The following is a 25,152-nucleotide window of genomic DNA, read 5'->3' as shown; positions in this document are numbered from 1 at the left end:
AATTTATTTCACACACTATGGTGATGAAATATATCGTAGACATGCGACTAGTAGAGTAGTCAGCGTGTCTTTTTTGTTTTCGATATTGAAGACGACCATACGGAGGATTTTTTGATAATGAAAAAATATTTCATGTTCGATGAATTAGGAACTAATTATCGCCGAGAAATAATTGGTGGTATTACAACCTTCCTTGCAATGGCATACATTCTAGCTGTTAACCCAAGTATTCTAGAAAATGCAGGGATGGATAAAGGTGCTGTTTTCGTAGCAACAGCATTAGCAGCAGCAGTCGGTTCTTTGATTATGGGGATTTTCGCTAAGTTCCCAATTTCACTTGCTCCTGGGATGGGATTAAATGCATTCTTCGCATTTACTGTAGTCGGAGCTTATGGTATTCCATGGCAAACTGGTTTAACAGGTGTATTCTTTTCTGGAATTATCTTTATCATTTTATCTTTAACGGGTATTCGTGAAACTGTTATTAACGCCATTCCAGTACAACTTAAATATGCTGTTTCAGCAGGTATTGGTTTATTTATCACATTTGTAGGTTTACAAGGTGCAGGGATTATAGTTGATAGTCCAGCGACATTGGTAACTTTAGGAACTTTTACTGGAGCTACATTACTAGCAGTATTCGGAATCATTCTTTCTGTTATTCTTATCATTAAATTCCGTAGTATTGGTATTTTCTTAGGGATGGTCATTACTGCGGTTATTGGGATGATCACAGGTATCATTGATCCCCCAACAGCAGTTGTTTCGGCTATTCCAAGTGTAGACTCTACATTTATGGTAGCATTGGAACCACTTGGTGACATTGGAACGTTATTTAATGTGAAGTTTTTAGTAGTAGTGTTAACATTCCTGTTTGTAGATTTCTTTGATACAGCAGGTACTTTAATGGCTGTAGCGACACAGGCTGGCTTAGTAAAAGATAATAAATTACCACGTGCAGGACGTGCCTTAATGGCGGATGCGCTAGCAACGACAATCGGTTCTTTATTTGGTACATCAACAACAACAGCGTATGTAGAGTCAACTTCTGGGGTAGCAGCGGGTGCTCGCTCAGGGTTCTCAGCAGTCGTAACTGCAGTACTATTCTTAGTAGCTTTATTCTTCTCACCATTACTAGCTGTTGTAACACCAGCAGTAACTGCACCAGCTCTAGTAATCGTAGGGGTACTGATGGTATCATCATTACGTCTAATTGATTGGGATAAATTCGAAATAGCAGTACCTGCATTCTTTACAGTATTAATGATGCCACTTGGTTATTCAATTGCTACTGGTATTGCAATCGGTTTTGTATTCTATCCAATTACAATGTTATTAGCGGGTCGTAAAAAAGAAATTCATCCTATGATGTATGGCTTATTCTTTGTCTTCCTTGCGTACTTTATCTGGGTAAGATAGTTAAATATATTTTGAAAGGCACCTCAATTGTTAGGTAAGAAACTAATAATTAGAGGTGCTTTTTCATTGCCAACAAAAATAACACGAAACTATTTTGGGGTTTAAGACATTCAAAATAGAGCATAGCCTAAACAAATCAAGTTATTAATTTTCTACATTATATAGAAGAAACTTGATTTCGAATAAATAAGAATAGTTTTACTTCAATGAAACTCTTGCAAACTTATTTTTAAGATGATATATTTAAACACGTTGTTACGAGATAAACGAACAACTAAAAAAATATTAACATAAACGGTTGACATGAAGTTAACATTATGTTAAATTATAAAAAGTTACTTGATGTAACTATTAAATGAACCTTGAAAACTGAACAAGCAAAACGTAATCAATAAAGTTTCAAATAACTAGATTTGCTTAGTGAACGAAACAAAATTTTGGACATCAAAATTGATGCCAGCAAAACAATTTGAGCTATTCAAATTTCTTTTATGGAGAGTTTGATCCTGGCTCAGGACGAACGCTGGCGGCGTGCCTAATACATGCAAGTCGAGCGAACAGAGAAGGAGCTTGCTCCTTCGACGTTAGCGGCGGACGGGTGAGTAACACGTGGGCAACCTACCTTATAGTTTGGGATAACTCCGGGAAACCGGGGCTAATACCGAATAATCTGTTTCACCTCATGGTGAAACACTGAAAGACGGTTTCGGCTGTCGCTATAGGATGGGCCCGCGGCGCATTAGCTAGTTGGTGAGGTAACGGCTCACCAAGGCGACGATGCGTAGCCGACCTGAGAGGGTGATCGGCCACACTGGGACTGAGACACGGCCCAGACTCCTACGGGAGGCAGCAGTAGGGAATCTTCCACAATGGGCGAAAGCCTGATGGAGCAACGCCGCGTGAGTGAAGAAGGATTTCGGTTCGTAAAACTCTGTTGTAAGGGAAGAACAAGTACAGTAGTAACTGGCTGTACCTTGACGGTACCTTATTAGAAAGCCACGGCTAACTACGTGCCAGCAGCCGCGGTAATACGTAGGTGGCAAGCGTTGTCCGGAATTATTGGGCGTAAAGCGCGCGCAGGTGGTTTCTTAAGTCTGATGTGAAAGCCCACGGCTCAACCGTGGAGGGTCATTGGAAACTGGGAGACTTGAGTGCAGAAGAGGATAGTGGAATTCCAAGTGTAGCGGTGAAATGCGTAGAGATTTGGAGGAACACCAGTGGCGAAGGCGACTATCTGGTCTGTAACTGACACTGAGGCGCGAAAGCGTGGGGAGCAAACAGGATTAGATACCCTGGTAGTCCACGCCGTAAACGATGAGTGCTAAGTGTTAGGGGGTTTCCGCCCCTTAGTGCTGCAGCTAACGCATTAAGCACTCCGCCTGGGGAGTACGGTCGCAAGACTGAAACTCAAAGGAATTGACGGGGGCCCGCACAAGCGGTGGAGCATGTGGTTTAATTCGAAGCAACGCGAAGAACCTTACCAGGTCTTGACATCCCGTTGACCACTGTAGAGATATAGTTTCCCCTTCGGGGGCAACGGTGACAGGTGGTGCATGGTTGTCGTCAGCTCGTGTCGTGAGATGTTGGGTTAAGTCCCGCAACGAGCGCAACCCTTGATCTTAGTTGCCATCATTTAGTTGGGCACTCTAAGGTGACTGCCGGTGACAAACCGGAGGAAGGTGGGGATGACGTCAAATCATCATGCCCCTTATGACCTGGGCTACACACGTGCTACAATGGACGATACAAACGGTTGCCAACTCGCGAGAGGGAGCTAATCCGATAAAGTCGTTCTCAGTTCGGATTGTAGGCTGCAACTCGCCTACATGAAGCCGGAATCGCTAGTAATCGCGGATCAGCATGCCGCGGTGAATACGTTCCCGGGCCTTGTACACACCGCCCGTCACACCACGAGAGTTTGTAACACCCGAAGTCGGTGAGGTAACCTTTTGGAGCCAGCCGCCGAAGGTGGGATAGATGATTGGGGTGAAGTCGTAACAAGGTAGCCGTATCGGAAGGTGCGGCTGGATCACCTCCTTTCTAAGGATTATTTCGGAATACAAACCTAGGGTTTGTAAGATTACGTTTTGCGTTCAGTTTTGAAGGTTCATTCTTCTTGAATGAATTACTTCTAATTATGTGCTCCTGTCGCTACGCTTTCGTCGCAAAGCTGCGAGTTGTATAAGCAGGCAGTAGCTTTGTTCTTTGAAAACTGGATAAAACGACATTGAAATTGTAACAAACACATTTTTTTTAAGTTTTTTATAGGCTTAATAACATTAAAAGGGTTTCAAGACACGAGCAGTTCTAGGAAGCAATCGAGTGAATGAAGGAGCGTACTTGAGTACGTGACTGATTGAACGAGTGAAGCTGACAACGAAATGTGATGTGTATTGAAAGCCGTTAGGTTAAGTTATTAAGGGCGCACGGCGAATGCCTTGGCACTAGGAGCCGAAGAAGGACGGCACTAACACCGATATGCTTCGGGGAGCTGTAAGTGAGCTTTGATCCGGAGATTTCCGAATGGGGGAACCCACTACGTTTAATCGCGTAGTATCTTGACGTGAATACATAGCGTCTTGAAGGCAGACCCAGGGAACTGAAACATCTAAGTACCTGGAGGAAGAGAAAGAAAAATCGATTCCCTGAGTAGCGGCGAGCGAAACGGGAAGAGCCCAAACCAAGAGGCTTGCCTCTTGGGGTTGTAGGACACTCAATACGGAGTTACAAAAGAGCGAGTTAGATGAAGCGACTTGGAAAGGTCCGCCAGAGCAGGTAAAAGCCCTGTAGTCGAAAGTTCGTTCTCTCCTGAGTGGATCCTGAGTACGGCGGAACACGTGAAATTCCGTCGGAATCCGGGAGGACCATCTCCCAAGGCTAAATACTACCTAGTGACCGATAGTGAACCAGTACCGTGAGGGAAAGGTGAAAAGCACCCCGGAAGGGGAGTGAAAGAGATCCTGAAACCGTGTGCCTACAAGTAGTTAGAGCCCGTTAATGGGTGATAGCGTGCCTTTTGTAGAATGAACCGGCGAGTTACGATTACGTGCGAGGTTAAGCTTTAGAAGGCGGAGCCGCAGCGAAAGCGAGTCTGAATAGGGCGAAATAGTACGTGGTCGTAGACCCGAAACCAGGTGATCTACCCATGTCCAGGGTGAAGGTAAGGTAACACTTACTGGAGGCCCGAACCCACGCACGTTGAAAAGTGCGGGGATGAGGTGTGGGTAGCGGAGAAATTCCAATCGAACTTGGAGATAGCTGGTTCTCTCCGAAATAGCTTTAGGGCTAGCCTCGTGATGAGAATACTGGAGGTAGAGCACTGTTTGGACTAGGGGGCCATCCCGGTTTACCGAATTCAGACAAACTCCGAATGCCAGATATTTATACACGGGAGTCAGACTGCGAGTGATAAGATCCGTAGTCAAAAGGGAAACAGCCCAGACCACCAGCTAAGGTCCCAAAGTAATCGTTAAGTGGAAAAGGATGTGGCGTTGCACAGACAACCAGGATGTTGGCTTAGAAGCAGCCATCATTTAAAGAGTGCGTAATAGCTCACTGGTCGAGTGACGCTGCGCCGAAAATGTATCGGGGCTAAACGATTCACCGAAGCTGTGGATTGACATCTACGATGTCAGTGGTAGGAGAGCGTTCTAAGTGCGTTGAAGTCAGACCGGAAGGACTGGTGGAGCGCTTAGAAGTGAGAATGCCGGTATGAGTAGCGAAAGACGGGTGAGAATCCCGTCCACCGTATGACTAAGGTTTCCTGAGGAAGGCTCGTCCGCTCAGGGTTAGTCGGGACCTAAGCCGAGGCCGATAGGCGTAGGCGATGGACAACAGGTTGATATTCCTGTACCACCTCCTCACCGTTTGAGAAATGGGGGGACGCAGTAGGATAGGGTAAGCGCGCTGTTGGTTATGCGCGTCCAAGCAGTAAGGCGTGTGTGTAGGCAAATCCGCACACTGTAACGTTGAGCTGTGATGGCGAGTCCGTATGGACGAAGTTCCTGATTTCACACTGCCAAGAAAAGCCTCTATCGAGGTGAGAGGTGCCCGTACCGCAAACCGACACAGGTAGTCGAGGAGAGAATCCTAAGGTGTGCGAGAGAACTCTCGTTAAGGAACTCGGCAAAATGACCCCGTAACTTCGGGAGAAGGGGTGCTCTTGAGCGTGCAAGCGCATGAGAGCCGCAGTGAATAGGCCCAGGCGACTGTTTAGCAAAAACACAGGTCTCTGCAAAACCGTAAGGTGACGTATAGGGGCTGACGCCTGCCCGGTGCTGGAAGGTTAAGAGGAGTGGTTAGCGCAAGCGAAGCTGCGAATTGAAGCCCCAGTAAACGGCGGCCGTAACTATAACGGTCCTAAGGTAGCGAAATTCCTTGTCGGGTAAGTTCCGACCCGCACGAAAGGCGTAACGATCTGGGCACTGTCTCAACGAGAGACTCGGTGAAATTATAGTACCTGTGAAGATGCAGGTTACCCGCGACAGGACGGAAAGACCCCGTGGAGCTTTACTGTAGCCTGATATTGAATTTTGGTACAACTTGTACAGGATAGGTAGGAGCCAGAGATCTCGGAGCGCCAGCTTCGAAGGAGGCGTCGGTGGGATACTACCCTGGTTGTATTGAAATTCTAACCCATGCCCCTTAGCGGGGCAGGAGACAGTGTCAGGCGGACAGTTTGACTGGGGCGGTCGCCTCCTAAAAGGTAACGGAGGCGCCCAAAGGTTCCCTCAGAATGGTTGGAAATCATTCGTAGAGTGTAAAGGCACAAGGGAGCTTGACTGCGAGACCTACAAGTCGAGCAGGGTCGAAAGACGGGCTTAGTGATCCGGTGGTTCCGCATGGAAGGGCCATCGCTCAACGGATAAAAGCTACCCCGGGGATAACAGGCTTATCTCCCCCAAGAGTCCACATCGACGGGGAGGTTTGGCACCTCGATGTCGGCTCATCGCATCCTGGGGCTGTAGTCGGTCCCAAGGGTTGGGCTGTTCGCCCATTAAAGCGGTACGCGAGCTGGGTTCAGAACGTCGTGAGACAGTTCGGTCCCTATCCGTCGTGGGCGTAGGAAATTTGAGAGGAGCTGTCCTTAGTACGAGAGGACCGGGATGGACACACCGCTGGTGTACCAGTTGTCTTGCCAAAGGCATCGCTGGGTAGCTATGTGTGGACGGGATAAGTGCTGAAAGCATCTAAGCATGAAGCCCCCCTCAAGATGAGATTTCCCATTACGCAAGTAAGTAAGATCCCTCAAAGACGATGAGGTAGATAGGTTCGAGGTGGAAGTGTGGTGACACATGGAGCTGACGAATACTAATCGATCGAGGACTTAACCAAAATGTTTGAACCATTCAATGAACCGTTTATCCAGTTTTGAAAGAACAAAACTTTCAATAAAAAAAGAGCTTCAAGACACAAGTAGAACAAGGAAGCAAACGAGTGATTGAAGGAGCGTACTTCTGTACGTGGCTGATTGAACGAGAGCAGCTGACGCAGTAATACGCCGTGTATTGAAGGTCGACCATAGTCTAGTGATGATGGCAAAGAGGTCACACCCGTTCCCATACCGAACACGGAAGTTAAGCTCTTTAGCGCCGATGGTAGTTGGGGGCTTCCCCCTGTGAGAGTAGGACGTCGCTAGGCAATTTAAAAAGTCATGGATATATTCCATGGCTTTTTTTTGTTTTATGAAATATTCATAAAATGCTATAATAAATTATGTACATATTGATTGATCTTGATTCACAGGAGGAATCAAAATGAGGCGTAACCTTTTTACGGCTATTTCGATCTTGAGTCTACTACTTATATTCTTTCTGTTTGGTTATGATTCAACGAAATGGTATGGAGGCTTTTTTACATTTCTCTATCAAGTCAATATGTTTATGCCCTTTATTTTAGGTGGTTTAGGCATTGTTAGTGCTCTCTTAGGCATTAAAGGCTATCGCATGGTTCTTGTTGTCCTTCATTCATTCCTACTATTATTATTTTTAGGTATCTATTTTAAAGCTTTTTATGGATTTAATGAACCTTAATTGAAACTGCGGATATGAATCTGCAGTTTTTTCTATTGAAAGAACTTCATTATATGTTCTTACATACTTCTTTAAGCAACAAAAGGTATAATGTAATACAAGTAGTAAATATGTAAAACGTGAAGTGGAGAGGAAGAAAAAGTTGGGGAAAAAGCAAATTTGGTATGAGGTACAAGAAAATGAGTCGATCGAGGATTGTTTAGCAAGAATGCAGCAGGATGGTTTCATGGCCATAGGGCGAAAAGAAGAGCCGCTTTTTCATATAGTAGATGGTGAACCAGCCTTTTTGCGTCAAAAAATTCAATTTAAAGCTATACCTACTCAAGATACTGAATAAATTTGACCAAAAACCGAACGTTTTTTTTACACTTATAAAAAACGTTCGCATTTTTGCATTGACGATAAGGCAATCCCTTGTTAAAATGTGATAAGGAAAAACAAATAAATCCCCCATATATGCTAGAGGATTGGCTCTAGTGTCTCTACCCGGCACCGTAAATGCTGGACTATGCGGGAAAGCACTTTTGGCATATTACGAGAAGATCCTTGTGCAGTTATGTACATGGAGATATTCTTGTCTTACTAAGTCCTCAAGTAAACTGCTTTCACGTGTAATAGTAGAGAGTAGTTTATTTGGGGATTTTCTTTGTAAATAGATAAAAATTGCAGTAGCTATTAATAATAGAGGCTTGCACAATAATTGATCATTTTTCTATCGTTTAAAAGGAGCGACAATTTATGAATCCGAAAATCGGTGTCATTATGGGTAGTTCAAGTGACTGGGAAACAATGAAACATGCATGTGATATTTTAGATGAATTACAAGTACCGTATGAAAAAAAGGTTGTATCTGCACATCGTACACCTGATTTAATGTTTGACTATGCAGAGACAGCTCGTGAGCGAGGACTACAAGTAATTATCGCTGGGGCAGGTGGAGCTGCACATTTACCTGGAATGGTAGCAGCTAAAACAACATTACCTGTCATTGGTGTACCAGTTCAATCACGTGCACTTAACGGACTCGATTCATTATTATCTATCGTTCAAATGCCTGGTGGTGTACCTGTAGCAACTGTAGCGATTGGCAAAGCGGGAGCAACAAACGCAGGATTACTAGCAGCTCAAATTTTGTCAACAACAGATGCTGTACTTGCTAATAAATTAGATGCTAGACGTGAAGCAACGAAGCAGCAAGTATTAGAAAGCACAGGTGACTTAGTGTGACGAAGATTATTTATCCTGGACAAACGATAGGTATTATAGGCGGAGGACAACTTGGTCGAATGATGGCGCTTGCTGCAAAGGAGTCAGGTTTTAAAGTGGCTGTTCTTGAACCTGCAATGGACTCGCCGTGTGGGCAGGTAGCTGATATTCGTATTGTAGCTCCATATGATGATGAAGCTGCTTTAGAAGAACTTGCAGAAGTAAGTGATGTTATCACTTATGAATTTGAAAATATTGATTATGAAGGCTTAAAGCGCTTATCACAAATGGCTTATGTTCCTCAAGGAGCAGAGTTGGTACGTATTACACAAAACCGTATAACAGAGAAAGACGCTATTGTGAAGGCTAGTTGCCCAGTAGCACCATATATTGTTGCAAAAACTTATGAAGAATTAGTAGCCAATATTGATTCGATTGGTTATCCTTGTATAGTCAAAACAGCAAGAGGTGGTTATGATGGCAAGGGACAGCAGCTTTTAAAGTCAACTGAAGATTTACCTTTAGCGAAAGAACTATTCACACATTCTCAATGTATTGCAGAAGGTTTTGTTCCTTTCCTAAAGGAAGTATCGGTCATTGTTCAAAGAAATGGTCATGGTGAATCGTATTGTCAGCCAGTTGGAGAGAACATTCATGTTCATCATATTCTGCATGAAACAATTGTGCCTGCTCGCATATCTGAAAGCACAGCTCAAGCTGCGGAACGAGAAGCTTTAAAAATTGCAGATTACTTACATTTAGTAGGAACGCTAGCAGTAGAAATGTTTGTGTTAGAAGATGGTAGCATTGTTATTAATGAATTAGCACCAAGACCTCATAATTCTGGTCATTATTCAATAGAAGCGTGTAATGTTTCACAATTCCATCAGCATATTCGTGCTGTTTGTGGTTGGCCATTACGTAAGCCAGAACTTTGGGCGCCATCCATTATGGTCAATGTATTAGGGCAGCATGTCGTGCCACTCAGTAACTCAATTGCTAAATATCCTGAATGGTCCATCCATCTTTATGGGAAAGCTGAAGCTAAGGTAAACCGTAAAATGGGCCATGTAACGATTATGACAAAAAGCTTAGAGGAAACACTACAACAAATCGAGAGTTCTGGCATTTGGTCAGAATAGAAGGAGAAACGCGATGATTGAACGTTACACAAGACCCGAAATGGGCGCAATTTGGACAGAACAAAATAAGTACCAAGCTTGGCTAGAGGTTGAAATTTTAGCATGTGAGGCTTGGGCAGAGATAGGCGATATTCCAAAAGAGGATGTTGCTAAAATTCGTGAAAATGCTTCATTTGATGTGAATCGCATTTTAGAAATTGAACAAGAAACACGTCATGACGTTGTAGCCTTTACGCGTGCCGTTTCGGAAACACTTGGGGAAGAGCGTAAATGGGTACATTATGGTTTAACTTCTACAGACGTAGTAGACACAGCACTTTCTTATTTAATCAAACAAGCAAATGATATTTTGCGCAAGGACATCGTGAATTTCATTGATATTATTGCGGCTAAGGCAAAAGAGCATAAACATACGGTGATGATGGGACGTACACATGGTGTTCATGCAGAACCAACAACTTTTGGTTTAAAACTTGGTTTATGGTATGAGGAAATGAAGCGTAACCTTGAACGTTTTGAAGCAGCAGCCAAAGTAATTGAAACAGGAAAAATGTCTGGAGCTGTTGGAACATATGCCAATATCGATCCTCGTGTTGAGCAATATGTTTGTGATCAACTAGGTCTTGCTGCATCACCGATTTCAACACAAACTTTACAGCGTGATCGCCATGCGCAGTATTTAGGTGCATTAGCTTTAGTTGCTACATCAATTGAAAAATTCGCAACAGAAATTCGCGGCTTACAGAAATCTGAAACGCGTGAAGTAGAAGAAGCTTTTGCAAAAGGGCAAAAGGGCTCATCCGCAATGCCACATAAACGTAATCCAATCGGTTCTGAAAACATGGTTGGGATGTCTCGTTTAATGCGTGGATACATGGTGACAGCTTATGAAAATGTAGCTTTATGGCATGAACGTGATATTTCTCATTCATCTGCAGAGCGCGTTATTTTACCGGATGCAACAATTACTCTTAACTATATGCTTAATCGCTTCGGTAATATTGTGAAAAACTTAACAGTATTCCCTGAGAACATGAAACGTAACATGGAACGCACATATGGTCTTATTTATTCTCAACGCATCTTATTAGCATTAATCGATAAGGGATTAGTACGTGAGGAAGCTTATGATACAGTACAACCTTTAGCAATGCAGGCATGGGACGAGCAAGTTCAGTTCCGTACATTGGTCGATGCAAGTGAAAAAATCACATCTTATTTAACAAAAGAAGAGCTGGATGAGTGCTTTGATTATAACTACCACTTACAGCATGTTGATATGATTTTTGAACGACTAGGACTTAACTAATATTTATTTAGCCATCTAAAAGTAAATGTTAGAGCCACCAGTAAATGTTTCAGAGTTGAATCGTGGAGACACGGTTCAATTCTGATCATTCATAACAAGCGTATCTCATAATATCAGGGGGAAAAACGACATGACTAAAGGTCAACTTTTGTATGAAGGTAAAGCAAAAAAATTGTTCACAACAGAGGAGCCAAATGTGCTACTAGTTGAGTACAAGGATAGTGCAACAGCATTCAATGGCGAAAAAAAAGAAGAAATTGACGGCAAGGGCATTTTAAATAATCGCATTACTTCATTAATTTTCGAAAAATTACAAGCAAACGGAATTGCGTCACATTTCGTAAAACAATTATCAGATACACAACAACTTGTAAAAAAAGTAGAAATTATTCCGATTGAAGTTGTTGTTCGTAATATTGCCGCAGGAAGTTTAGCAAAACGTCTTGGTCTTGAAGAGGGAACAGCCTTAAAACGACCAATCGTAGAATTTTACTATAAAGACGATGCGTTAGGCGACCCACTCATTACGACAGAACATATTGACGTTCTGGATCTTGCGACACCTACTGAAGTAACAGCCATTTATGATGGAGCACTAGCTGTTAACAAAGTTCTACAGCCAATCTTTGCAGATATCAATGTAACATTAATTGATTTTAAATTAGAGTTTGGCCGTGATATGGATGGCAATGTATTATTGGCAGATGAAATTTCACCAGACACATGCAGACTTTGGGATGCAACTACAAAGCAAAAGTTAGACAAAGATGTTTTTCGTCGAGACCTTGGTAATTTAACTGAAGTTTATACTATTATACTTTCTAGACTCGGAGGCAAATAACAATGAAAAAAGTAAAAATCTATGTAACATTACGTGAGAGCATTCTTGATCCACAAGGCTCTGCAGTACAAGGTTCTTTAGCTAAAATGGGCTACGGTGAGGTAGAAGATTTACGTATCGGTAAATATCTTGAGCTAACTCTTAAAGACTCAGAACGTGACATTGATACTCTAGTAAAAGAAATGTGTGAAAAGGTTTTAACGAACGTTGTAATTGAAGACTACCGTTTTGAAGTCGAGGAGGCTAACTAATCATGAAATTCGCAGTACTCGTATTCCCTGGGTCAAACTGTGACATCGATATGTATCATGCGATTAAAGACGAGCTAGGTGAAGAAGTAGAATATGTATGGCATACAGCAACAGATCTAAGTGGCTTTGATGGCGTATTAGTACCTGGAGGATTCTCCTATGGGGACTACCTTCGTTGTGGTGCAATGGCTAATCAATCTAACATTATGGCAGAGGTTAAGAAAGCAGCAGATGCTGGTAAACCTGTATTAGGTGTATGTAATGGCTTCCAAATTCTGACGGAAGCTGGTTTATTACCAGGGGCTTTACTACGCAATAAAAACTTAAAATTTATGTGCCGTACAGTACAGCTAAAAGTGGAAAACAACAATACATTATTCACAAATCAATATGAGCAAGGTCAAATCATCAATATTCCAATCGCACATGGTGAAGGTAATTACTACTGTGACGAGGAAACTTTACAATCACTAAAAGATAATAATCAAATCGTATTCACATACTCAGGTGACAATCCAAACGGTTCTTTAGAAGATATCGCAGGGATTATAAACGAGCGCGGCAATGTATTAGGGATGATGCCACACCCAGAGCGAGCTGTTGATGCATTGGTGGGCGGCGCAGACGGTCTAGCAGTATTCAAATCAATTGTGAAGCAGTGGAGGGAAAATCATGTCAACAACTAAGTTTGAGCCAACAGCACAGCAAATTAAGGATGAAAAGCTATACGCTGGTATGGGGATGTCAGACGAAGAATTTGCAATGGTAGAAGGTATTTTAGGACGTCTACCTAACTGGACAGAGACAGGTCTTTTCTCAGTAATGTGGTCTGAGCACTGCTCTTACAAAAATTCAAAGCCAGTACTACGTAAGTTCCCGACAAAAGGGTCACAAGTATTACAAGGTCCAGGTGAAGGTGCGGGTATTGTCGATATTGGTGATGAACAGGCAGTAGTATTTAAAATGGAATCACATAACCATCCATCTGCAATCGAACCTTATCAAGGAGCTGCAACAGGTGTTGGCGGTATTATCCGTGACGTTTTCTCCATGGGTGCACGTCCAATTGCCATGCTAAATTCATTACGTTTTGGTGAATTAAAATCAGCACGTGGTAAATATCTTTTTGAAGAAGTTGTTGCGGGTATCGCAGGTTATGGTAACTGCATCGGAATTCCGACCGTTGGTGGCGAGATTCAATTTGACCCTTGCTATGAAGGTAATCCACTTGTTAATGCAATGTGTGTCGGTTTAATTGACCATCAAGATATTCAACGTGGTATTGCTGCGGGTGTCGGCAATACAGTTATGTATGTCGGTGCGAAAACAGGTCGTGACGGAATTCATGGTGCAACATTTGCCTCTGAGGAATTAACAGAGGAATCAGATAACCAACGTCCAGCAGTACAAGTAGGGGACCCATTCATGGAGAAACTTTTACTAGAAGCATGTTTAGAAGTTGTAAAATCTGATGCTCTAGTTGGTATTCAAGATATGGGTGCAGCTGGTCTTACTTCTTCATCAGCAGAAATGGCTTCAAAAGCAGGCTCTGGTGTAGAAATGAATTTAGACTTAGTGCCTCAACGTGAGACAGGTATGACAGCGTACGAAATGATGTTATCTGAGTCTCAAGAACGTATGTTATTAGTGGTGAAAAAAGGTCGTGAAGATGAAATTAAAGCGATTTTTGATAAATATGATTTAGATGCTGTAGCAATCGGTCGAGTAACGGATGATAAAATGCTTCGCCTTTTACACAAAGGACAAGTAGTGGCAGAAGTACCTGCTGATGCGTTAGCAGAAGATGCTCCTGTTTATCATAAACCATCTGCTGAACCTGCATACTATGCTGAGTTCCAAGCAATCGAGAACGCAGAACCAGTTGTGACGGATTATAAAGAAACTTTAAATGCTTTATTACAAGCTCCAACAATAGCTTCTAAAGAGTGGGTATACGATCAATACGATTATCAAGTACGTACATCGACAGTTGTGAAGCCTGGGTCTGACGCTGCTGTTATTCGTGTACGTGGGACAAATAAAGGTTTAGCGATGACAACGGACTGTAACTCTCGCTATATCTATTTAGATCCAGAAGTGGGTGGAGCTATCGCAGTAGCTGAAGCAGCACGTAATATCGTGGCAACGGGTGGTACGCCACTTGCGATTACAGACTGCTTAAACTTTGGTAATCCAGAGAAACCAGAAATCTTCTGGCAAATTGAAAAATCTGCTGATGGTATTTCTGCTGCTTGTACGGCATTAAATGCACCAGTAATCGGTGGTAACGTTTCTCTTTATAATGAGCGTTCAGGTGAAGCTGTTTATCCAACACCAACAATTGGTATGGTTGGTCTTATCGAAGATTTAGCTCATGTAACTACACAGGATGTAAAAGCTGCAGGAGATCTTGTCTTTGTCATTGGTGAGACAAAAACTGAATTCGGTGGTTCAGAGCTACAAAAACTATTAAATAATGGCGTTATTTCAGGAAAAGCGCCAGCTATAGATTTAGAAGTGGAAGCGGTACGTCAGCAAGCTTTATTAAAGGCGATTAAAGCTGGTCTTGTACAATCTGCCCATGACGTTGCAGAGGGTGGTCTTGCAGTCGCTATTACTGAGACAACATTCGGTGCAAACGGTCTTGGTGTTGAAGTAACATTAGCAGGATCTGCTACAACTGCATTATTCAGCGAAAGTCAATCTCGTTTTGTTGTAACTGTCAAAGAAGAAAATGCTGCTGCATTTGTAGAAATCATCAAAGATGCTCACCAAATTGGTGTCGTAACAAATGATGCACTTGTTAAAATCAACGGGGACAAAGGTGTGCTTGTAGAAGGTACAGTGGAGGAATTCCGTTCTAATTGGAAAGGAGCAATCCCATGCTTGCTGAACTCAGAGGCTTAAACGAAGAATGTGGGGTGTTTGGTATTTGGGGTAACCCAAGTCCAGCACACCTTAGCTATTACGGGCTACATGCTCTTCAACACCGTGGACAAGAAGGGGCTGGAATTGTCGTTTCAGATGGACAGCATCTTCGCGCGGTGAAAGGCGAAGGACTAGTTAATGATGTTTTCAACGAAGATAAATTAAAAGCAGTCAACGGCAAAGCGGCTATTGCTCATGTTCGTTACACGACTGCTGGTGGCGGCGGTATTGAAAACGTACAGCCACTATTATTCCACTCCTCAACTGGTAGCCTTTCAATTGCCCATAACGGTAACTTAGTCAATGCGACACATTTAAAACAGTATCTAGAACGACAAGGAAGTATTTTCCATTCTAGCTCTGATACAGAAGTGCTGGCGCATCTTATTAAGAAAAGCTCGCATTCACCATTCCGTGCAAAGGTGAAAAATGCCCTTTCTCTATTAAAGGGTGCGTATTCTTTCTTAATTATGACAAAGGATGAAATGCTTGTTGCACGTGATCCACATGGTTTACGTCCATTATCTCTTGGAAAGCTTGGAGATGGCTGGGTGGTAGCTTCTGAAACTTGTGCATTTGATTTAATTGGTGCAGAATTCGTTCGTTCTGTGGAGCCAGGAGAGCTCATCATTATTAATGATGAGGGTGTAAAATCGGATCGCTTTGCTGATATGGAAAAGCGTTCGATGTGTGCGATGGAATATGTTTATTTAGCTCGTCCTGATTCAGATATTGATGGCATTAATGTTCATATGGCGCGTAAGCGTATGGGGAAACAACTTGCCCGTGAATGTGCGCATATTGAGGCTGATGTAGTAACGGGTGTACCTGATTCAAGTATTTCAGCAGCGATTGGTTTTGCAGAAGAAAGTGGCATCCCTTATGAATTAGGTCTTATTAAAAACCGCTATGTTGGTCGTACGTTTATTCAGCCAACACAGGAATTACGTGAACGTGGTGTAAAAATGAAACTGTCACCAGTTGTTCAAGTTGTAAAGGGTAAACGTGTAGTAATGGTGGACGATTCAATTGTGCGTGGTACAACATCACGTCGTATTGTCAAAATGTTAAAAGATGCTGGTGCAGCAGAAGTTCATGTTGTGATCTCTTCACCGCCAATGACAAATCCTTGTTATTATGGCATTGATACTTCCACACATGAAGAGCTGATTGCCTCTAGTCATAAAGTAGATGAAATTCGTGATGCAATCGGTGCAGATTCTCTTACGTTCCTTTCTGTTGAGGGCATGGTAGAGACAATTGCACGACCATATGAAGATGACAATCGTGGGCTATGCTTAGCATGCTTTACAGGCAAATATCCAACAGAGATTTTCCCGGATACCATCTTACCACATGAAAAAGAACTATTACGTTAAGAAAAACATCGCAACGGATTGGTGATCGGTAGAAGGCTATACAAAGACTTCTAGGGTACTGAGGCGATTTGGATGATAAGGAGGAACTCTGCGTGTCAAAGGCATATGAACAAGCAGGTGTAAATATTGAAGCGGGTTATGAAGCTGTAAAACGAATGAAGTCTCATGTTGAACGTACGAACCGTTTAGGTGTAATGGGAACGTTCGGTGGCTTTGGTGGCATGTTTGACTTGTCAAAACTAAATCTTAAAGAACCTGTTCTTATTTCAGGGACAGATGGTGTTGGAACAAAGCTAAAACTAGCGTTCATGGTAGATAAGCACGATACAATTGGTGTGGATTGTGTAGCAATGTGTGTCAATGATATTGTTGCTCAAGGAGCAGAGCCACTGTACTTTTTAGATTACGTAGCGCTTGGAAAAGCAGAGCCTGCAAAAATCGAACAAATTGTTAAAGGTGTTGCAGATGGCTGTGTGCAATCTGGTGCAGCACTAATTGGTGGCGAAACTGCAGAAATGCCTGGTCTTTATGAAGAAGACGAATATGATTTAGCAGGGTTTGCAGTAGGTGCTTGTGAAAAGTCTGCCATTGTGACAGGTGAAAAAATCGTTGAAGGCGATGTGCTTATTGGGATTGCATCAAGTGGTGTACATTCAAACGGTTATTCTTTAGTGCGAAAAATTGTTTTTGCAGATCAGCAATATACGGTGGATGCCATTGTTGAAGGCTATGAAGATTTAGGACCGATCGGGGAGGCTCTTCTCGTGCCAACAAAGCTATATGCTAAGCCAGTATTAGCAGCTTTAAAGGCAGCAGATGTACATGGTTGTGCTCATGTTACTGGTGGAGGTTTCTATGAAAATCTACCGCGTATGATGCCAGAAGGATTAGCAACGGAAATCGACTTAGGTTCTTGGCCAGTATTACGTATCTTTGAATTCCTAAAAGATAAAGGCCAGTTAGAAGATAAAGATCTATATAATGTCTTTAACATGGGGATTGGTTTTGTAATAGCTGTGCCAGTAGCTGAAGCTGAGAAAGTAATGGCAGCAGTAGAAGCAAATGGTGAAAAGGCTTATCCAATCGGACGTGTTATCAAAGGCGACGGAGTAGTGTTTAATGGCTCACATGATGGGAGTTTAGTGTAATGACTGCACCAACAAAAATCGCCGTGTTCGCATCAGGCAGCGGGAGTAATTTTCAAGCCATTCAAGAGGCGATCGGAAGTGGAGAACTGGATGCAAAGATTGAACTAGTGGTGACAGATAAGCCCGGTGCGTTTGTAGTGACACGTGCTGAAAATTTGGGGATTCCAGTGTTAGCATTAAATCCAAAAGAGTTTGCATCAAAAGCAGCTTATGAGACAGCCATTATCGATGCTTTACATGAATGCGATGTGAAATGGATTGTGCTTGCAGGGTATATGCGTTTAATTAGTGACGTATTATTAGCAGCCTTTCCGCAACGAATTGTTAATATCCATCCTTCCTTATTGCCAGCATTCCCCGGGAAGGACGCCATTGGTCAGGCAATCAATCATGGTGTAAAGATTACAGGGGTAACAGTGCATTTTGTTGATGAAGGAATGGATACTGGTCCGATTATCGCACAGGCTGCTGTACCTGTCATTGAAGGAAATCGAGAGGCAACAGAAGCTGAAATTCATAAGCAAGAGCATCTATTATATACAAAGGCTTTACGGCAATTATTACAATAACTGAAGAGGAGTTAGGTCGAGAACCTTACTCAACAAGTAAGACCTAACTCTATTAATCTTATAGAAGCAAGTCAGTTCGTGGTAAGCACGATAAAAATTAGGAGGATATTGTTGTGACAAAACGTGCATTAATCAGTGTTTCCAATAAAGATGGTATTTTAGAATTTGCAAAGGAATTAGTAGCATTAGGTTATGAAATTTTATCAACTGGCGGTACGAAAAAAATGTTACAGGATAATGCGGTGGCTGTAACGGCAGTAGATGAAGTAACGAAGTTCCCAGAAATTTTAGATGGTCGTGTGAAAACATTAAATCCAATGATCCACGGTGGTCTATTAGGAAAGTTTGACGATGCTTCTCATCAAGCACAAATGAACGAGCATGGAATTGAGCCAATTGAGATTGTTTGTGTTAATCTATATCCATTTGTTGAAACAATTTCAAAGCCTAATGTAACATGGGATGATGCAATTGAAAACATTGATATCGGTGGCCCAACAATGTTACGCTCTGCTGCAAAAAACCATCAATATGTAACAGTAATCGTGGATAGCAATGACTATGCAACAATATTAGAAGAACTAAAAGCAAACGGCGCAACTACAATTGAAACACGTCGTCAATTAGCTGCGAAAGTTTTCCGTCACACAGCCGCTTATGATTCTTATATTTCGAACTACCTGACAGAAGAAGAGTTCCCAGAGAGCTTAACGATGACATATGAGTTAAAGCAAAATTTACGCTATGGAGAAAACCCGCACCAAAAAGCGGCTTTCTACCAAAAACGTCTTGGCTCAGACTTCTCATTGGCCTATGCTACACAATTACATGGGAAAGAGTTATCCTACAACAATATTCAAGATGGTAATGCAGCACTACAAATCGTCAAAGAATTTGAAATGCCAGCTGCTGTAGCAGTAAAGCATATGAATCCATGTGGCGTTGGTACAGGTATTACATTAGAGGCAGCATTCGATAAAGCTTATGAAGCAGATTCAACATCTATTTTTGGTGGTATTATCGCGTTAAATATGGAAGTAGATGCAGCAACTGCTGAAAAGTTAAGTCACATTTTCTTAGAAATCATTATTGCACCTGCATTCTCACAAGAAGCGTTAGACATTTTAACGCAAAAGAAAAATATTCGCTTACTAACTATTCCATTTGAGCAAGCAAAACAAGATCAATTCAACGTAGTATCTGTTGAAGGTGGCCTTCTTGTACAAGAGCCGGATCGCTATGGTTTTGGCAATGCAGATATTAAAGTAGTGACAGATCGTGAACCAACAAAACAGGAATGGGAAGCATTACAGCTTGGTTGGTCAGTTGTCAAACATGTTAAATCGAATGCGATTGTTGTAACAGATTCCCAAATGACACTTGGTGTTGGTGCAGGTCAAATGAACCGCGTAGGTGCTGCTAAAATTGCCTTTGAGCAAGCTGGAGAAAAAGCAAAAGGTGCTGCACTAGCATCAGACGCATTTTTCCCAATGAGTGATACTGTTGAAGCAGCAGCAGCGGCAGGAATTACTGCTATTATTCAACCAGGTGGCTCGATTAAAGATCAAGATTCCATTGATAAAGCAAATGAATATGGAATTGCTATGGTATTCACAGGCGTACGCCATTTTAAACACTAATTAATAAAACATATAAGAAACAAAACAGACCGAGATGCTGGTTCATCTCGGTCTTACTTACAAATAGGAGGATTCTCTAAAATGAATGTATTAGTAATCGGAAGCGGCGGTCGTGAGCATGCAATCGCTAAACAATTTAGCATTTCTCCATCGGTTCACAAAGTATTTGTAGCGCCAGGCAATGATGGAATGGGAGGCGAAATAGAAGTTGTAGCTATTGATACAATGGATTTCGCAGGTCTTGCTCAATTTGCCAAGGAAAATGATATTGCGTTAACATTTGTTGGCCCAGAACAGCCACTTGCTGAAGGCATTGTTGATTTCTTTACAGCTAGAGGTTTACGTATTTTTGGCCCTTCAAAGGTTGCAGCTCAAATCGAAAGTAGCAAATCCTATGCGAAAGAAATGATGAATAAATATAATATTCCTACAGCCTCACATGAAACGTTTACTGAAGCAGAAAAAGCGATCGCTTATATTCAAGAACAAGGGGCGCCTATTGTCATTAAAGCAGATGGTTTAGCGGCTGGTAAGGGTGTTGTTGTGGCCATGACAGAGGAAGAAGCAATTGAAGCTGTCGAGGATATGATTGGCAATCAACGCTTTGGTGATTCCTCTTCACGTGTTGTCATTGAAGAATTTTTAGACGGAGAAGAGTTCTCCTTTATGTCCTTTGTACATAAAGGACAAATTTATCCAATGGTTATTGCACAAGACCATAAACGTGCCTATGACGGTGATAAAGGACCAAACACTGGAGGCATGGGTGCATACTCGCCTGTACCACAAATCTCTCAAGAAGTAGTTGATCTTGCATATCATACAATTGTAGAACCTACTGTTAGAGGGATGGATGCTGATGGTGCTTCCTTTACAGGTATTTTATATGCTGGGTTAATTTTAACAAAGAAAGGTCCTCAGGTTATAGAATTTAATGCTCGTTTTGGTGATCCAGAAACGCAAGTAGTGTTACCGCGTATGGTTTCTGATTTTGGGGCATTTATGATGGCTTTAATGGATGAACAGCCATTTGATTTACAATGGTCAGAAGAAGCGATGCTTGGTGTTGTCATTGCAGCAGAAGGCTATCCTGGTGACGTTGAAAAAGGCAAAGCATTACCGAATTTAGAGGCACTTTCCACATCCCATGCAGTATTCCATGCAGGTACAAAATTAGTGGATGGCCAATTTGTTGGTAATGGTGGCCGTGTCCTGTTAGTTGCTGCCAAAGCTCCTACTTTGCAGGAAGCACAGGAAAAGGTATACGCTGGAATTGCTACAGAAACATGGGATCACTTTTTCTTCCGTCAAGATATTGGCTGGCGTACATTTAAGTAATTGTTATTTTCACTAAATTTTAAAATATTTTTAATCATCTTTTGAAACCTCTTGTTGTTTCAAACGTAAGAGGTAAGAGCCGTCTCAATAATAGATTGGGACGGCTCCTTTGACTAAGAAGGATTTTGAGCTTTATTCGTTGAAGAATCGCTACTATTTGAGGAATTTTGAGTTGAAGTGCTGGTGTCAGATTGTTTTGAAGCGGTAGCTTGTGAACCTGAAGAATTACCAGATATAGCAGAGGAAAAATCCTTCATGAGTTTATCGATTTGTTCAGAAGACATAGAATTTTGCCCGCTGAACATACTTTGCATAGAGGTGTTCATGGCATTTTGCATATTGGAGCTTAAGAGCGCCTTTGTTGGACAATATTTAAAGAGTCCCTCAGCCATTTTCATGGCACCTAATGCAATCATTAATCGACCTTTTGTACAATTAGGATCTCTAGAAACTTTAGCGATACCAAATGCTGTCAAACTTGTACCCATTGCAAAACGACAAAATGCATTTTTTTCGCTTAAATTTGCTTGCTGCATCATCATACTTCCTCCTTTAGTCATTGTGGAAAAATTAAGCGAGGTGCACTTTGCTTTATGAAAGTGCTGTGTTACGATTGAAACAAGATGATTGCATAAAGCATAATTTTTATGAAAGTATGCGATTATGCAGTAGTAGTATGTGATTTCAAGTTGGATTTACACAATGAAAAATTACGTAAATTAGGAAGGAGCGAATAGCATGGATCCAGTATGGAAAATAACAAAGTTACGACAGCAATTAGCAGTAATCGATGGGAAAAAGGCACCAGATATCGTGTTGAAAAATGCACGTTATTTGCATAGTATGCTGAAACAATTTGTAGTAGGAAACATTTGGATTTTAGGAGATCGCATTGTCTATGCTGGTGACAGAATGCCTCCTTTATTAGAAGGAACAGAAGTGGTGGATTGTACAGGGAAAACAATTGTACCAGGCTATATTGAACCACACGTCCATCCGTTCCAGCTTTATCATCCACAGTCATTTGCAGATTTTTGTGGTCAGCTTGGAACAACAGCTTTTATTTCCGATAATTTAAGTTTTGTTTTAAATTTAGAAAATAAGAAAGCGTTTTCAATTTTGGATAACTTGAAAAAGCTACCGTTTTCTTTTTATTGGTGGACTCGCTTTGATTCACAAACTGAACTGGAGCAAGAGGAAGAAGTTTTCTCTAATACGTCCATATTGGAATGGCTAGAGCGAAGTGATGTCTTGCTTGGTGGAGAGTTGACAGGCTGGCCTAAGCTGCTGCATGGCGATGATCAAATGCTTTATCGTATGCAAATGGCGAAGGGGCTTGGGAAAAAAATTGAAGGACATTTCCCAGGAGCTTCAGAAAGAACTTTAGCACGCATGAAACTGCTTGGTGCTGATGGGGACCATGAGGCAATGACAGTGGAGGAAGTAGAGCGGCGCATTATGCAGGGCTATGCAGTAACATTACGTTATTCTTCCATTCGTCCAGATTTACCACATCTGCTAAAAGGAATAGTAGAAAAAGAACTTCCTATTTTTGATCATTTAATGATGACAACAGATGGCTCACCACCTTCATTCCATGAGGATGGTGTGATGGATAAATGTATTCAGGCAGCCTTAGATGCAGGAGTATCTCCAATCGATGCCTATCAAATGGCTTCTTATAATGTGGCACGCTATTATAATATGTCTAATTTACATGGGTTTATCGCGACAGGTCGCTTCGCTTCCCTGAATATTTTACAAGATGAATATCATCCTGTTCCTGAAAGTGTCTTATCGAAGGGTGTTTGGTTGAAGCGTGATGGAGAACGTGTGCATAAATTTGCATCAGTTGATTATTCTGCAATCCCAGCATTAGATTTAGATTTTTCATTAGATTCACAAGATTTTCAGTTTTCAATGCCCTTTGGTATTCAGTTAGTCAATGATGTTATTACAAAGCCTTATAACTCTTTCATAACTAGAGAAGGGCAACTGGCGAATCATGACGAGTGCTATTTAATGCTCCTTAACCGGGAAGGTAACTGGCATGTGAATACGATGATTAAAGGATTTGCGACAGATGTTCAAGGCTTTGCATCCTCCTATTCAAACACAGGCGATATTTTGCTAATTGGAAAAAACAAAGAAGATATGATCAAAGCTTTCGAAGAAATGAAGGCTAGAAATGGTGGAATTGTCCTAGTCGAAAAAGGAGAAGTGATAGCGGACATCCCATTAACAATCGGTGGACTTTTATATGATGGAGACGTACTTGCATTAACGGAGAAAGAAAATGCTTTAAAACAAGCTTTAGCAGATCGAGGTTATCAATTAGGAGATGCTATTTACACGTTATTATTTTTACAATCCACTCATTTACCATATATTCGTATCACACCAAAAGGGATTTTCGATGTGATGAAGAATAAGTTATTATTACCTGCTGTTATGCGCTAATTAATGAAAGTGTTTCAGCTGTTTAAACAATTGCCGTCATGTGTAAGTGTTCAAAGGAGAGGTATGCTTGTGTTCAAATCAAAGAAATTATGGATTGCAATGGCATTTAGTGCTTTGTTGATCGGTGGATGTTCAAAGGATACACCAAAAGTAAAAGAAGACGATGACTCTATAGTGGAGGAGGAAACGGTTGGGGAGGAGCCTGTTCAACAACCCAAATTCGTGGCTCCACTCACTGGGGAGGCTGTGCTAGAAGAAATTACACAGCGGCCTATTATGGTCACAATTAATAATCATCCAGCAGCACGTCCACAATCTGGATTGGCTGATGCAGATGTCATTTATGAAATGCTTGCGGAAGGCAATGTGACACGCTTTTTAGCAATATACCAAAGTGAGCTACCTGAAAATATTGGTCCAGTTCGAAGTGCACGCTCCTATTTCATTGATATGGCAAAGGGATTTGATGCTTTTTATGTAGCACATGGCTATAGTCCAGAGGCAAAAACGATGCTCGATCATCGTATCGTCGATCATATCAATGGAATGGCTTATGATGGTATACTTTTTAGTCGTTCCAGGGACCGTGTGGCTCCGCATAATTCATATATTACATCCGAAAACATCCTAAAAGGTGCTGAAATGGTAGGCGCTTCAATGAATTACAGTGAAAAAGTACTTCAGACTTTTTATGAACCCGATGAACGTGGTAAAATAGGCATTGAAACAAGTCAAGTTGATATTTACTATGGAAAGAATGAAGATTTCCACAACTCGTATGTGTATGATCATCAAAGTAATCACTATGAACGACAATCGGCTGGCGTGGACACAAAGGATATGTTAACAGGCGAAACAGTATCATTGGCAAATGTACTATTTTTTGAAATGGACCATCAAACCATTGATGATGTTGGTCGCCAAGCAATTGATTTAACGTCTGGTGGAAATGCGTATGTATTTCAAAATGGCTATTTGAGGGAAGTCGAATGGACGAACGTTAATGGAATACCAATGGCTGTAGAGCAATCAGGGGAGCCTGTAAAGCTTGTACCAGGAAAGTCGTGGGTTCATTTCGTACCATCTTCACCAGGGTTACAAGCAATGGTGAAAACGCAGCCTTAAAGGGAGGAAAATTGCATGCAAATCGAAAAAATCCGGGGGCATCAAACAGATCAATTATTTAAAGCCGTGTTAGAGTTGAAAGACATCGAAGAATGCTATAAGTTTTTTGATGATTTATGTACGATTAGTGAAATTCAATCGTTGGCACAACGCTTTGAGGTTGCACATTTATTGCGTTTGAAGAAAACCTATGAATCCATTAAAAAGGAAACAGGAGCAAGTACAGCAACTATTTCACGTGTGCGTCGCTGCTTCGATTATGGGAATGATACATATGATGAAATGTTAGGTCGTTTGTATCCTGATGAAAAACCGTTTCAAGCACCAAAAGAATAGTAGGGAAAGAGGCTGGGTAGAAGTTCTGC

19 protein-coding genes, 3 rRNA genes and 1 riboswitch are annotated in these 25,152 nt (G+C 41.7%); of the genes, 21 read left to right on the top strand and 1 reads right to left on the bottom strand.

Translation table 11 applies throughout. The features are described 5' to 3' along the window. Positions 1-117: 117 nt before the first annotated feature. The 18 genes from MHI04_RS19550 (at position 118) to purD (ending at position 21,202) form a co-directional block, all read left to right on the top strand. Positions 118-1,419 (top strand): NCS2 family permease, encoded by a 1,302-nt coding sequence (locus MHI04_RS19550; RefSeq protein WP_036124549.1) that lies wholly within the window; start codon positions 118-120, stop codon positions 1,417-1,419. Positions 1,420-1,907: 488 nt separating this feature from the next. Next, positions 1,908-3,459: ribosomal RNA gene (locus MHI04_RS19545) — 16S ribosomal RNA — on the top strand. Positions 3,460-3,825: 366 nt separating this feature from the next. Then, positions 3,826-6,753 (top strand): 23S ribosomal RNA (locus tag MHI04_RS19540). A gap of 190 nt (positions 6,754-6,943) precedes the next feature. Next, positions 6,944-7,059, top strand: a 5S ribosomal RNA gene (rrf, locus tag MHI04_RS19535). Together the 16S, 23S and 5S rRNA genes form the textbook arrangement of a ribosomal RNA operon. Positions 7,060-7,175: 116 nt before the next feature. After that, complete coding sequence (locus MHI04_RS19530; RefSeq protein ID WP_036124085.1) at positions 7,176-7,451, top strand: hypothetical protein; 276 nt, start codon at positions 7,176-7,178, stop codon at positions 7,449-7,451. A gap of 142 nt (positions 7,452-7,593) precedes the next feature. Beyond that, positions 7,594-7,788, top strand: coding sequence for an NETI motif-containing protein (locus MHI04_RS19525; RefSeq protein WP_089934989.1), 195 nt, complete (start codon positions 7,594-7,596; stop codon positions 7,786-7,788). A gap of 93 nt (positions 7,789-7,881) precedes the next feature. Then, a riboswitch (purine riboswitch) is annotated at positions 7,882-7,980 on the top strand. A 209-nt stretch (positions 7,981-8,189) separates the two neighbouring features. Beyond that, positions 8,190-8,678 carry a 5-(carboxyamino)imidazole ribonucleotide mutase gene (purE, locus tag MHI04_RS19520; RefSeq protein ID WP_089934991.1) on the top strand — a complete coding sequence of 163 codons (489 nt, stop codon included), beginning with the start codon at positions 8,190-8,192 and terminating at the stop codon, positions 8,676-8,678. Next, entirely contained in the window at positions 8,675-9,799 is a 1,125-nt protein-coding gene (gene purK / locus MHI04_RS19515; RefSeq protein WP_036124076.1) for a 5-(carboxyamino)imidazole ribonucleotide synthase, read from the top strand. Before purE ends, purK begins: the two co-directional genes overlap by 4 nt. A gap of 13 nt (positions 9,800-9,812) precedes the next feature. Further along, positions 9,813-11,108 carry an adenylosuccinate lyase gene (purB, locus tag MHI04_RS19510; RefSeq protein WP_089934994.1) on the top strand — a complete coding sequence of 432 codons (1,296 nt, stop codon included), beginning with the start codon at positions 9,813-9,815 and terminating at the stop codon, positions 11,106-11,108. Positions 11,109-11,238: 130 nt separating this feature from the next. Beyond that, positions 11,239-11,949, top strand: a complete 711-nt coding sequence (gene purC / locus MHI04_RS19505) for a phosphoribosylaminoimidazolesuccinocarboxamide synthase (protein ID WP_089934996.1) — start codon at positions 11,239-11,241, stop codon at positions 11,947-11,949. A 2-nt stretch (positions 11,950-11,951) separates the two neighbouring features. Next, entirely contained in the window at positions 11,952-12,200 is a 249-nt protein-coding gene (purS, locus tag MHI04_RS19500) for a phosphoribosylformylglycinamidine synthase subunit PurS (protein ID WP_036124064.1), read from the top strand. Between the two features lie 2 nt (positions 12,201-12,202). Then, a complete protein-coding gene (gene purQ / locus MHI04_RS19495) occupies positions 12,203-12,886 on the top strand; it encodes a phosphoribosylformylglycinamidine synthase subunit PurQ (protein WP_054611985.1) in 684 nt (227 codons plus the stop codon). Further along, positions 12,873-15,107: a phosphoribosylformylglycinamidine synthase subunit PurL gene (gene purL, locus MHI04_RS19490; RefSeq protein WP_342535109.1), complete on the top strand. Its 2,235-nt coding sequence runs from the start codon at positions 12,873-12,875 to the stop codon at positions 15,105-15,107. Before purQ ends, purL begins: the two co-directional genes overlap by 14 nt. Further along, positions 15,083-16,507 (top strand): amidophosphoribosyltransferase, encoded by a 1,425-nt coding sequence (gene purF / locus MHI04_RS19485; protein WP_058844201.1) that lies wholly within the window; start codon positions 15,083-15,085, stop codon positions 16,505-16,507. Before purL ends, purF begins: the two co-directional genes overlap by 25 nt. Before the next feature lie 92 nt (positions 16,508-16,599). Next, positions 16,600-17,655, top strand: a complete 1,056-nt coding sequence (gene purM, locus MHI04_RS19480) for a phosphoribosylformylglycinamidine cyclo-ligase (RefSeq protein WP_330493942.1) — start codon at positions 16,600-16,602, stop codon at positions 17,653-17,655. After that, positions 17,655-18,224 carry a phosphoribosylglycinamide formyltransferase gene (gene purN / locus MHI04_RS19475; protein WP_342535108.1) on the top strand — a complete coding sequence of 190 codons (570 nt, stop codon included), beginning with the start codon at positions 17,655-17,657 and terminating at the stop codon, positions 18,222-18,224. Before purM ends, purN begins: the two co-directional genes overlap by 1 nt. Before the next feature lie 113 nt (positions 18,225-18,337). Next, positions 18,338-19,864, top strand: coding sequence for a bifunctional phosphoribosylaminoimidazolecarboxamide formyltransferase/IMP cyclohydrolase (gene purH / locus MHI04_RS19470; protein ID WP_342535107.1), 1,527 nt, complete (start codon positions 18,338-18,340; stop codon positions 19,862-19,864). A gap of 81 nt (positions 19,865-19,945) precedes the next feature. After that, positions 19,946-21,202, top strand: coding sequence for a phosphoribosylamine--glycine ligase (gene purD, locus MHI04_RS19465; RefSeq protein WP_036123475.1), 1,257 nt, complete (start codon positions 19,946-19,948; stop codon positions 21,200-21,202). A gap of 113 nt (positions 21,203-21,315) precedes the next feature. On the opposite strand, the gene MHI04_RS19460 is transcribed toward purD, so the two are convergent. After that, on the bottom strand, positions 21,316-21,744 hold the full coding sequence (locus tag MHI04_RS19460; RefSeq protein WP_249663929.1) for a YgaP-like transmembrane domain: 429 nt from the start codon (positions 21,742-21,744) through the stop codon (positions 21,316-21,318). A gap of 196 nt (positions 21,745-21,940) precedes the next feature. Between MHI04_RS19460 and MHI04_RS19455 the strand changes: the two genes are divergently transcribed. From MHI04_RS19455 to MHI04_RS19445, 3 genes are all read left to right on the top strand, one after another. Further along, positions 21,941-23,662 (top strand): adenine deaminase C-terminal domain-containing protein, encoded by a 1,722-nt coding sequence (locus MHI04_RS19455; RefSeq protein ID WP_036123472.1) that lies wholly within the window; start codon positions 21,941-21,943, stop codon positions 23,660-23,662. Positions 23,663-23,725: 63 nt separating this feature from the next. Next, complete coding sequence (locus MHI04_RS19450; RefSeq protein ID WP_271911029.1) at positions 23,726-24,787, top strand: DUF3048 domain-containing protein; 1,062 nt, start codon at positions 23,726-23,728, stop codon at positions 24,785-24,787. A 15-nt stretch (positions 24,788-24,802) separates the two neighbouring features. Beyond that, the gene (locus MHI04_RS19445; RefSeq protein ID WP_004225717.1) at positions 24,803-25,123 is read left to right on the top strand and encodes a YerC/YecD family TrpR-related protein; all 321 of its coding nucleotides are present in this window, start codon (positions 24,803-24,805) and stop codon (positions 25,121-25,123) included. Positions 25,124-25,152 lie beyond the last annotated feature (29 nt).

Origin of the sequence: Lysinibacillus sp. FSL K6-1151 (genome assembly GCF_038630755.1) — a bacterium.
GTDB classification, from domain to species: Bacteria; Bacillota; Bacilli; order Bacillales_A; family Planococcaceae; genus Lysinibacillus; species Lysinibacillus fusiformis_D.
Note: the sequence above shows the minus strand (reverse complement) of the source record. Positions and strands in the feature narration are given on the sequence as shown.

Excerpts from the sequence above, each read along its gene's own strand:
- purC (WP_089934996.1), top strand. The coding sequence starts at position 11,239 with ATGACTAAAGGTCAACTTTTGTATGAAGGTAAAGCAAAAAAATTGTTC.
- purN (WP_342535108.1), top strand. The coding sequence starts at position 17,655 with ATGACTGCACCAACAAAAATCGCCGTGTTCGCATCAGGCAGCGGGAGT.
- purE (WP_089934991.1), top strand. The coding sequence starts at position 8,190 with ATGAATCCGAAAATCGGTGTCATTATGGGTAGTTCAAGTGACTGGGAA.
- purD (WP_036123475.1), top strand. The coding sequence starts at position 19,946 with ATGAATGTATTAGTAATCGGAAGCGGCGGTCGTGAGCATGCAATCGCT.
- purB (WP_089934994.1), top strand. The coding sequence starts at position 9,813 with ATGATTGAACGTTACACAAGACCCGAAATGGGCGCAATTTGGACAGAA.
- MHI04_RS19450 (WP_271911029.1), top strand. The coding sequence starts at position 23,726 with ATGCTTGTGTTCAAATCAAAGAAATTATGGATTGCAATGGCATTTAGT.
- MHI04_RS19550 (WP_036124549.1), top strand. The coding sequence starts at position 118 with ATGAAAAAATATTTCATGTTCGATGAATTAGGAACTAATTATCGCCGA.
- MHI04_RS19445 (WP_004225717.1), top strand. The coding sequence starts at position 24,803 with ATGCAAATCGAAAAAATCCGGGGGCATCAAACAGATCAATTATTTAAA.
- MHI04_RS19460 (WP_249663929.1), bottom strand. The coding sequence starts at position 21,744 with ATGATGATGCAGCAAGCAAATTTAAGCGAAAAAAATGCATTTTGTCGT.
- purS (WP_036124064.1), top strand. The coding sequence starts at position 11,952 with ATGAAAAAAGTAAAAATCTATGTAACATTACGTGAGAGCATTCTTGAT.
- purF (WP_058844201.1), top strand. The coding sequence starts at position 15,083 with ATGCTTGCTGAACTCAGAGGCTTAAACGAAGAATGTGGGGTGTTTGGT.
- MHI04_RS19530 (WP_036124085.1), top strand. The coding sequence starts at position 7,176 with ATGAGGCGTAACCTTTTTACGGCTATTTCGATCTTGAGTCTACTACTT.
- purL (WP_342535109.1), top strand. The coding sequence starts at position 12,873 with ATGTCAACAACTAAGTTTGAGCCAACAGCACAGCAAATTAAGGATGAA.
- MHI04_RS19455 (WP_036123472.1), top strand. The coding sequence starts at position 21,941 with ATGGATCCAGTATGGAAAATAACAAAGTTACGACAGCAATTAGCAGTA.
- purQ (WP_054611985.1), top strand. The coding sequence starts at position 12,203 with ATGAAATTCGCAGTACTCGTATTCCCTGGGTCAAACTGTGACATCGAT.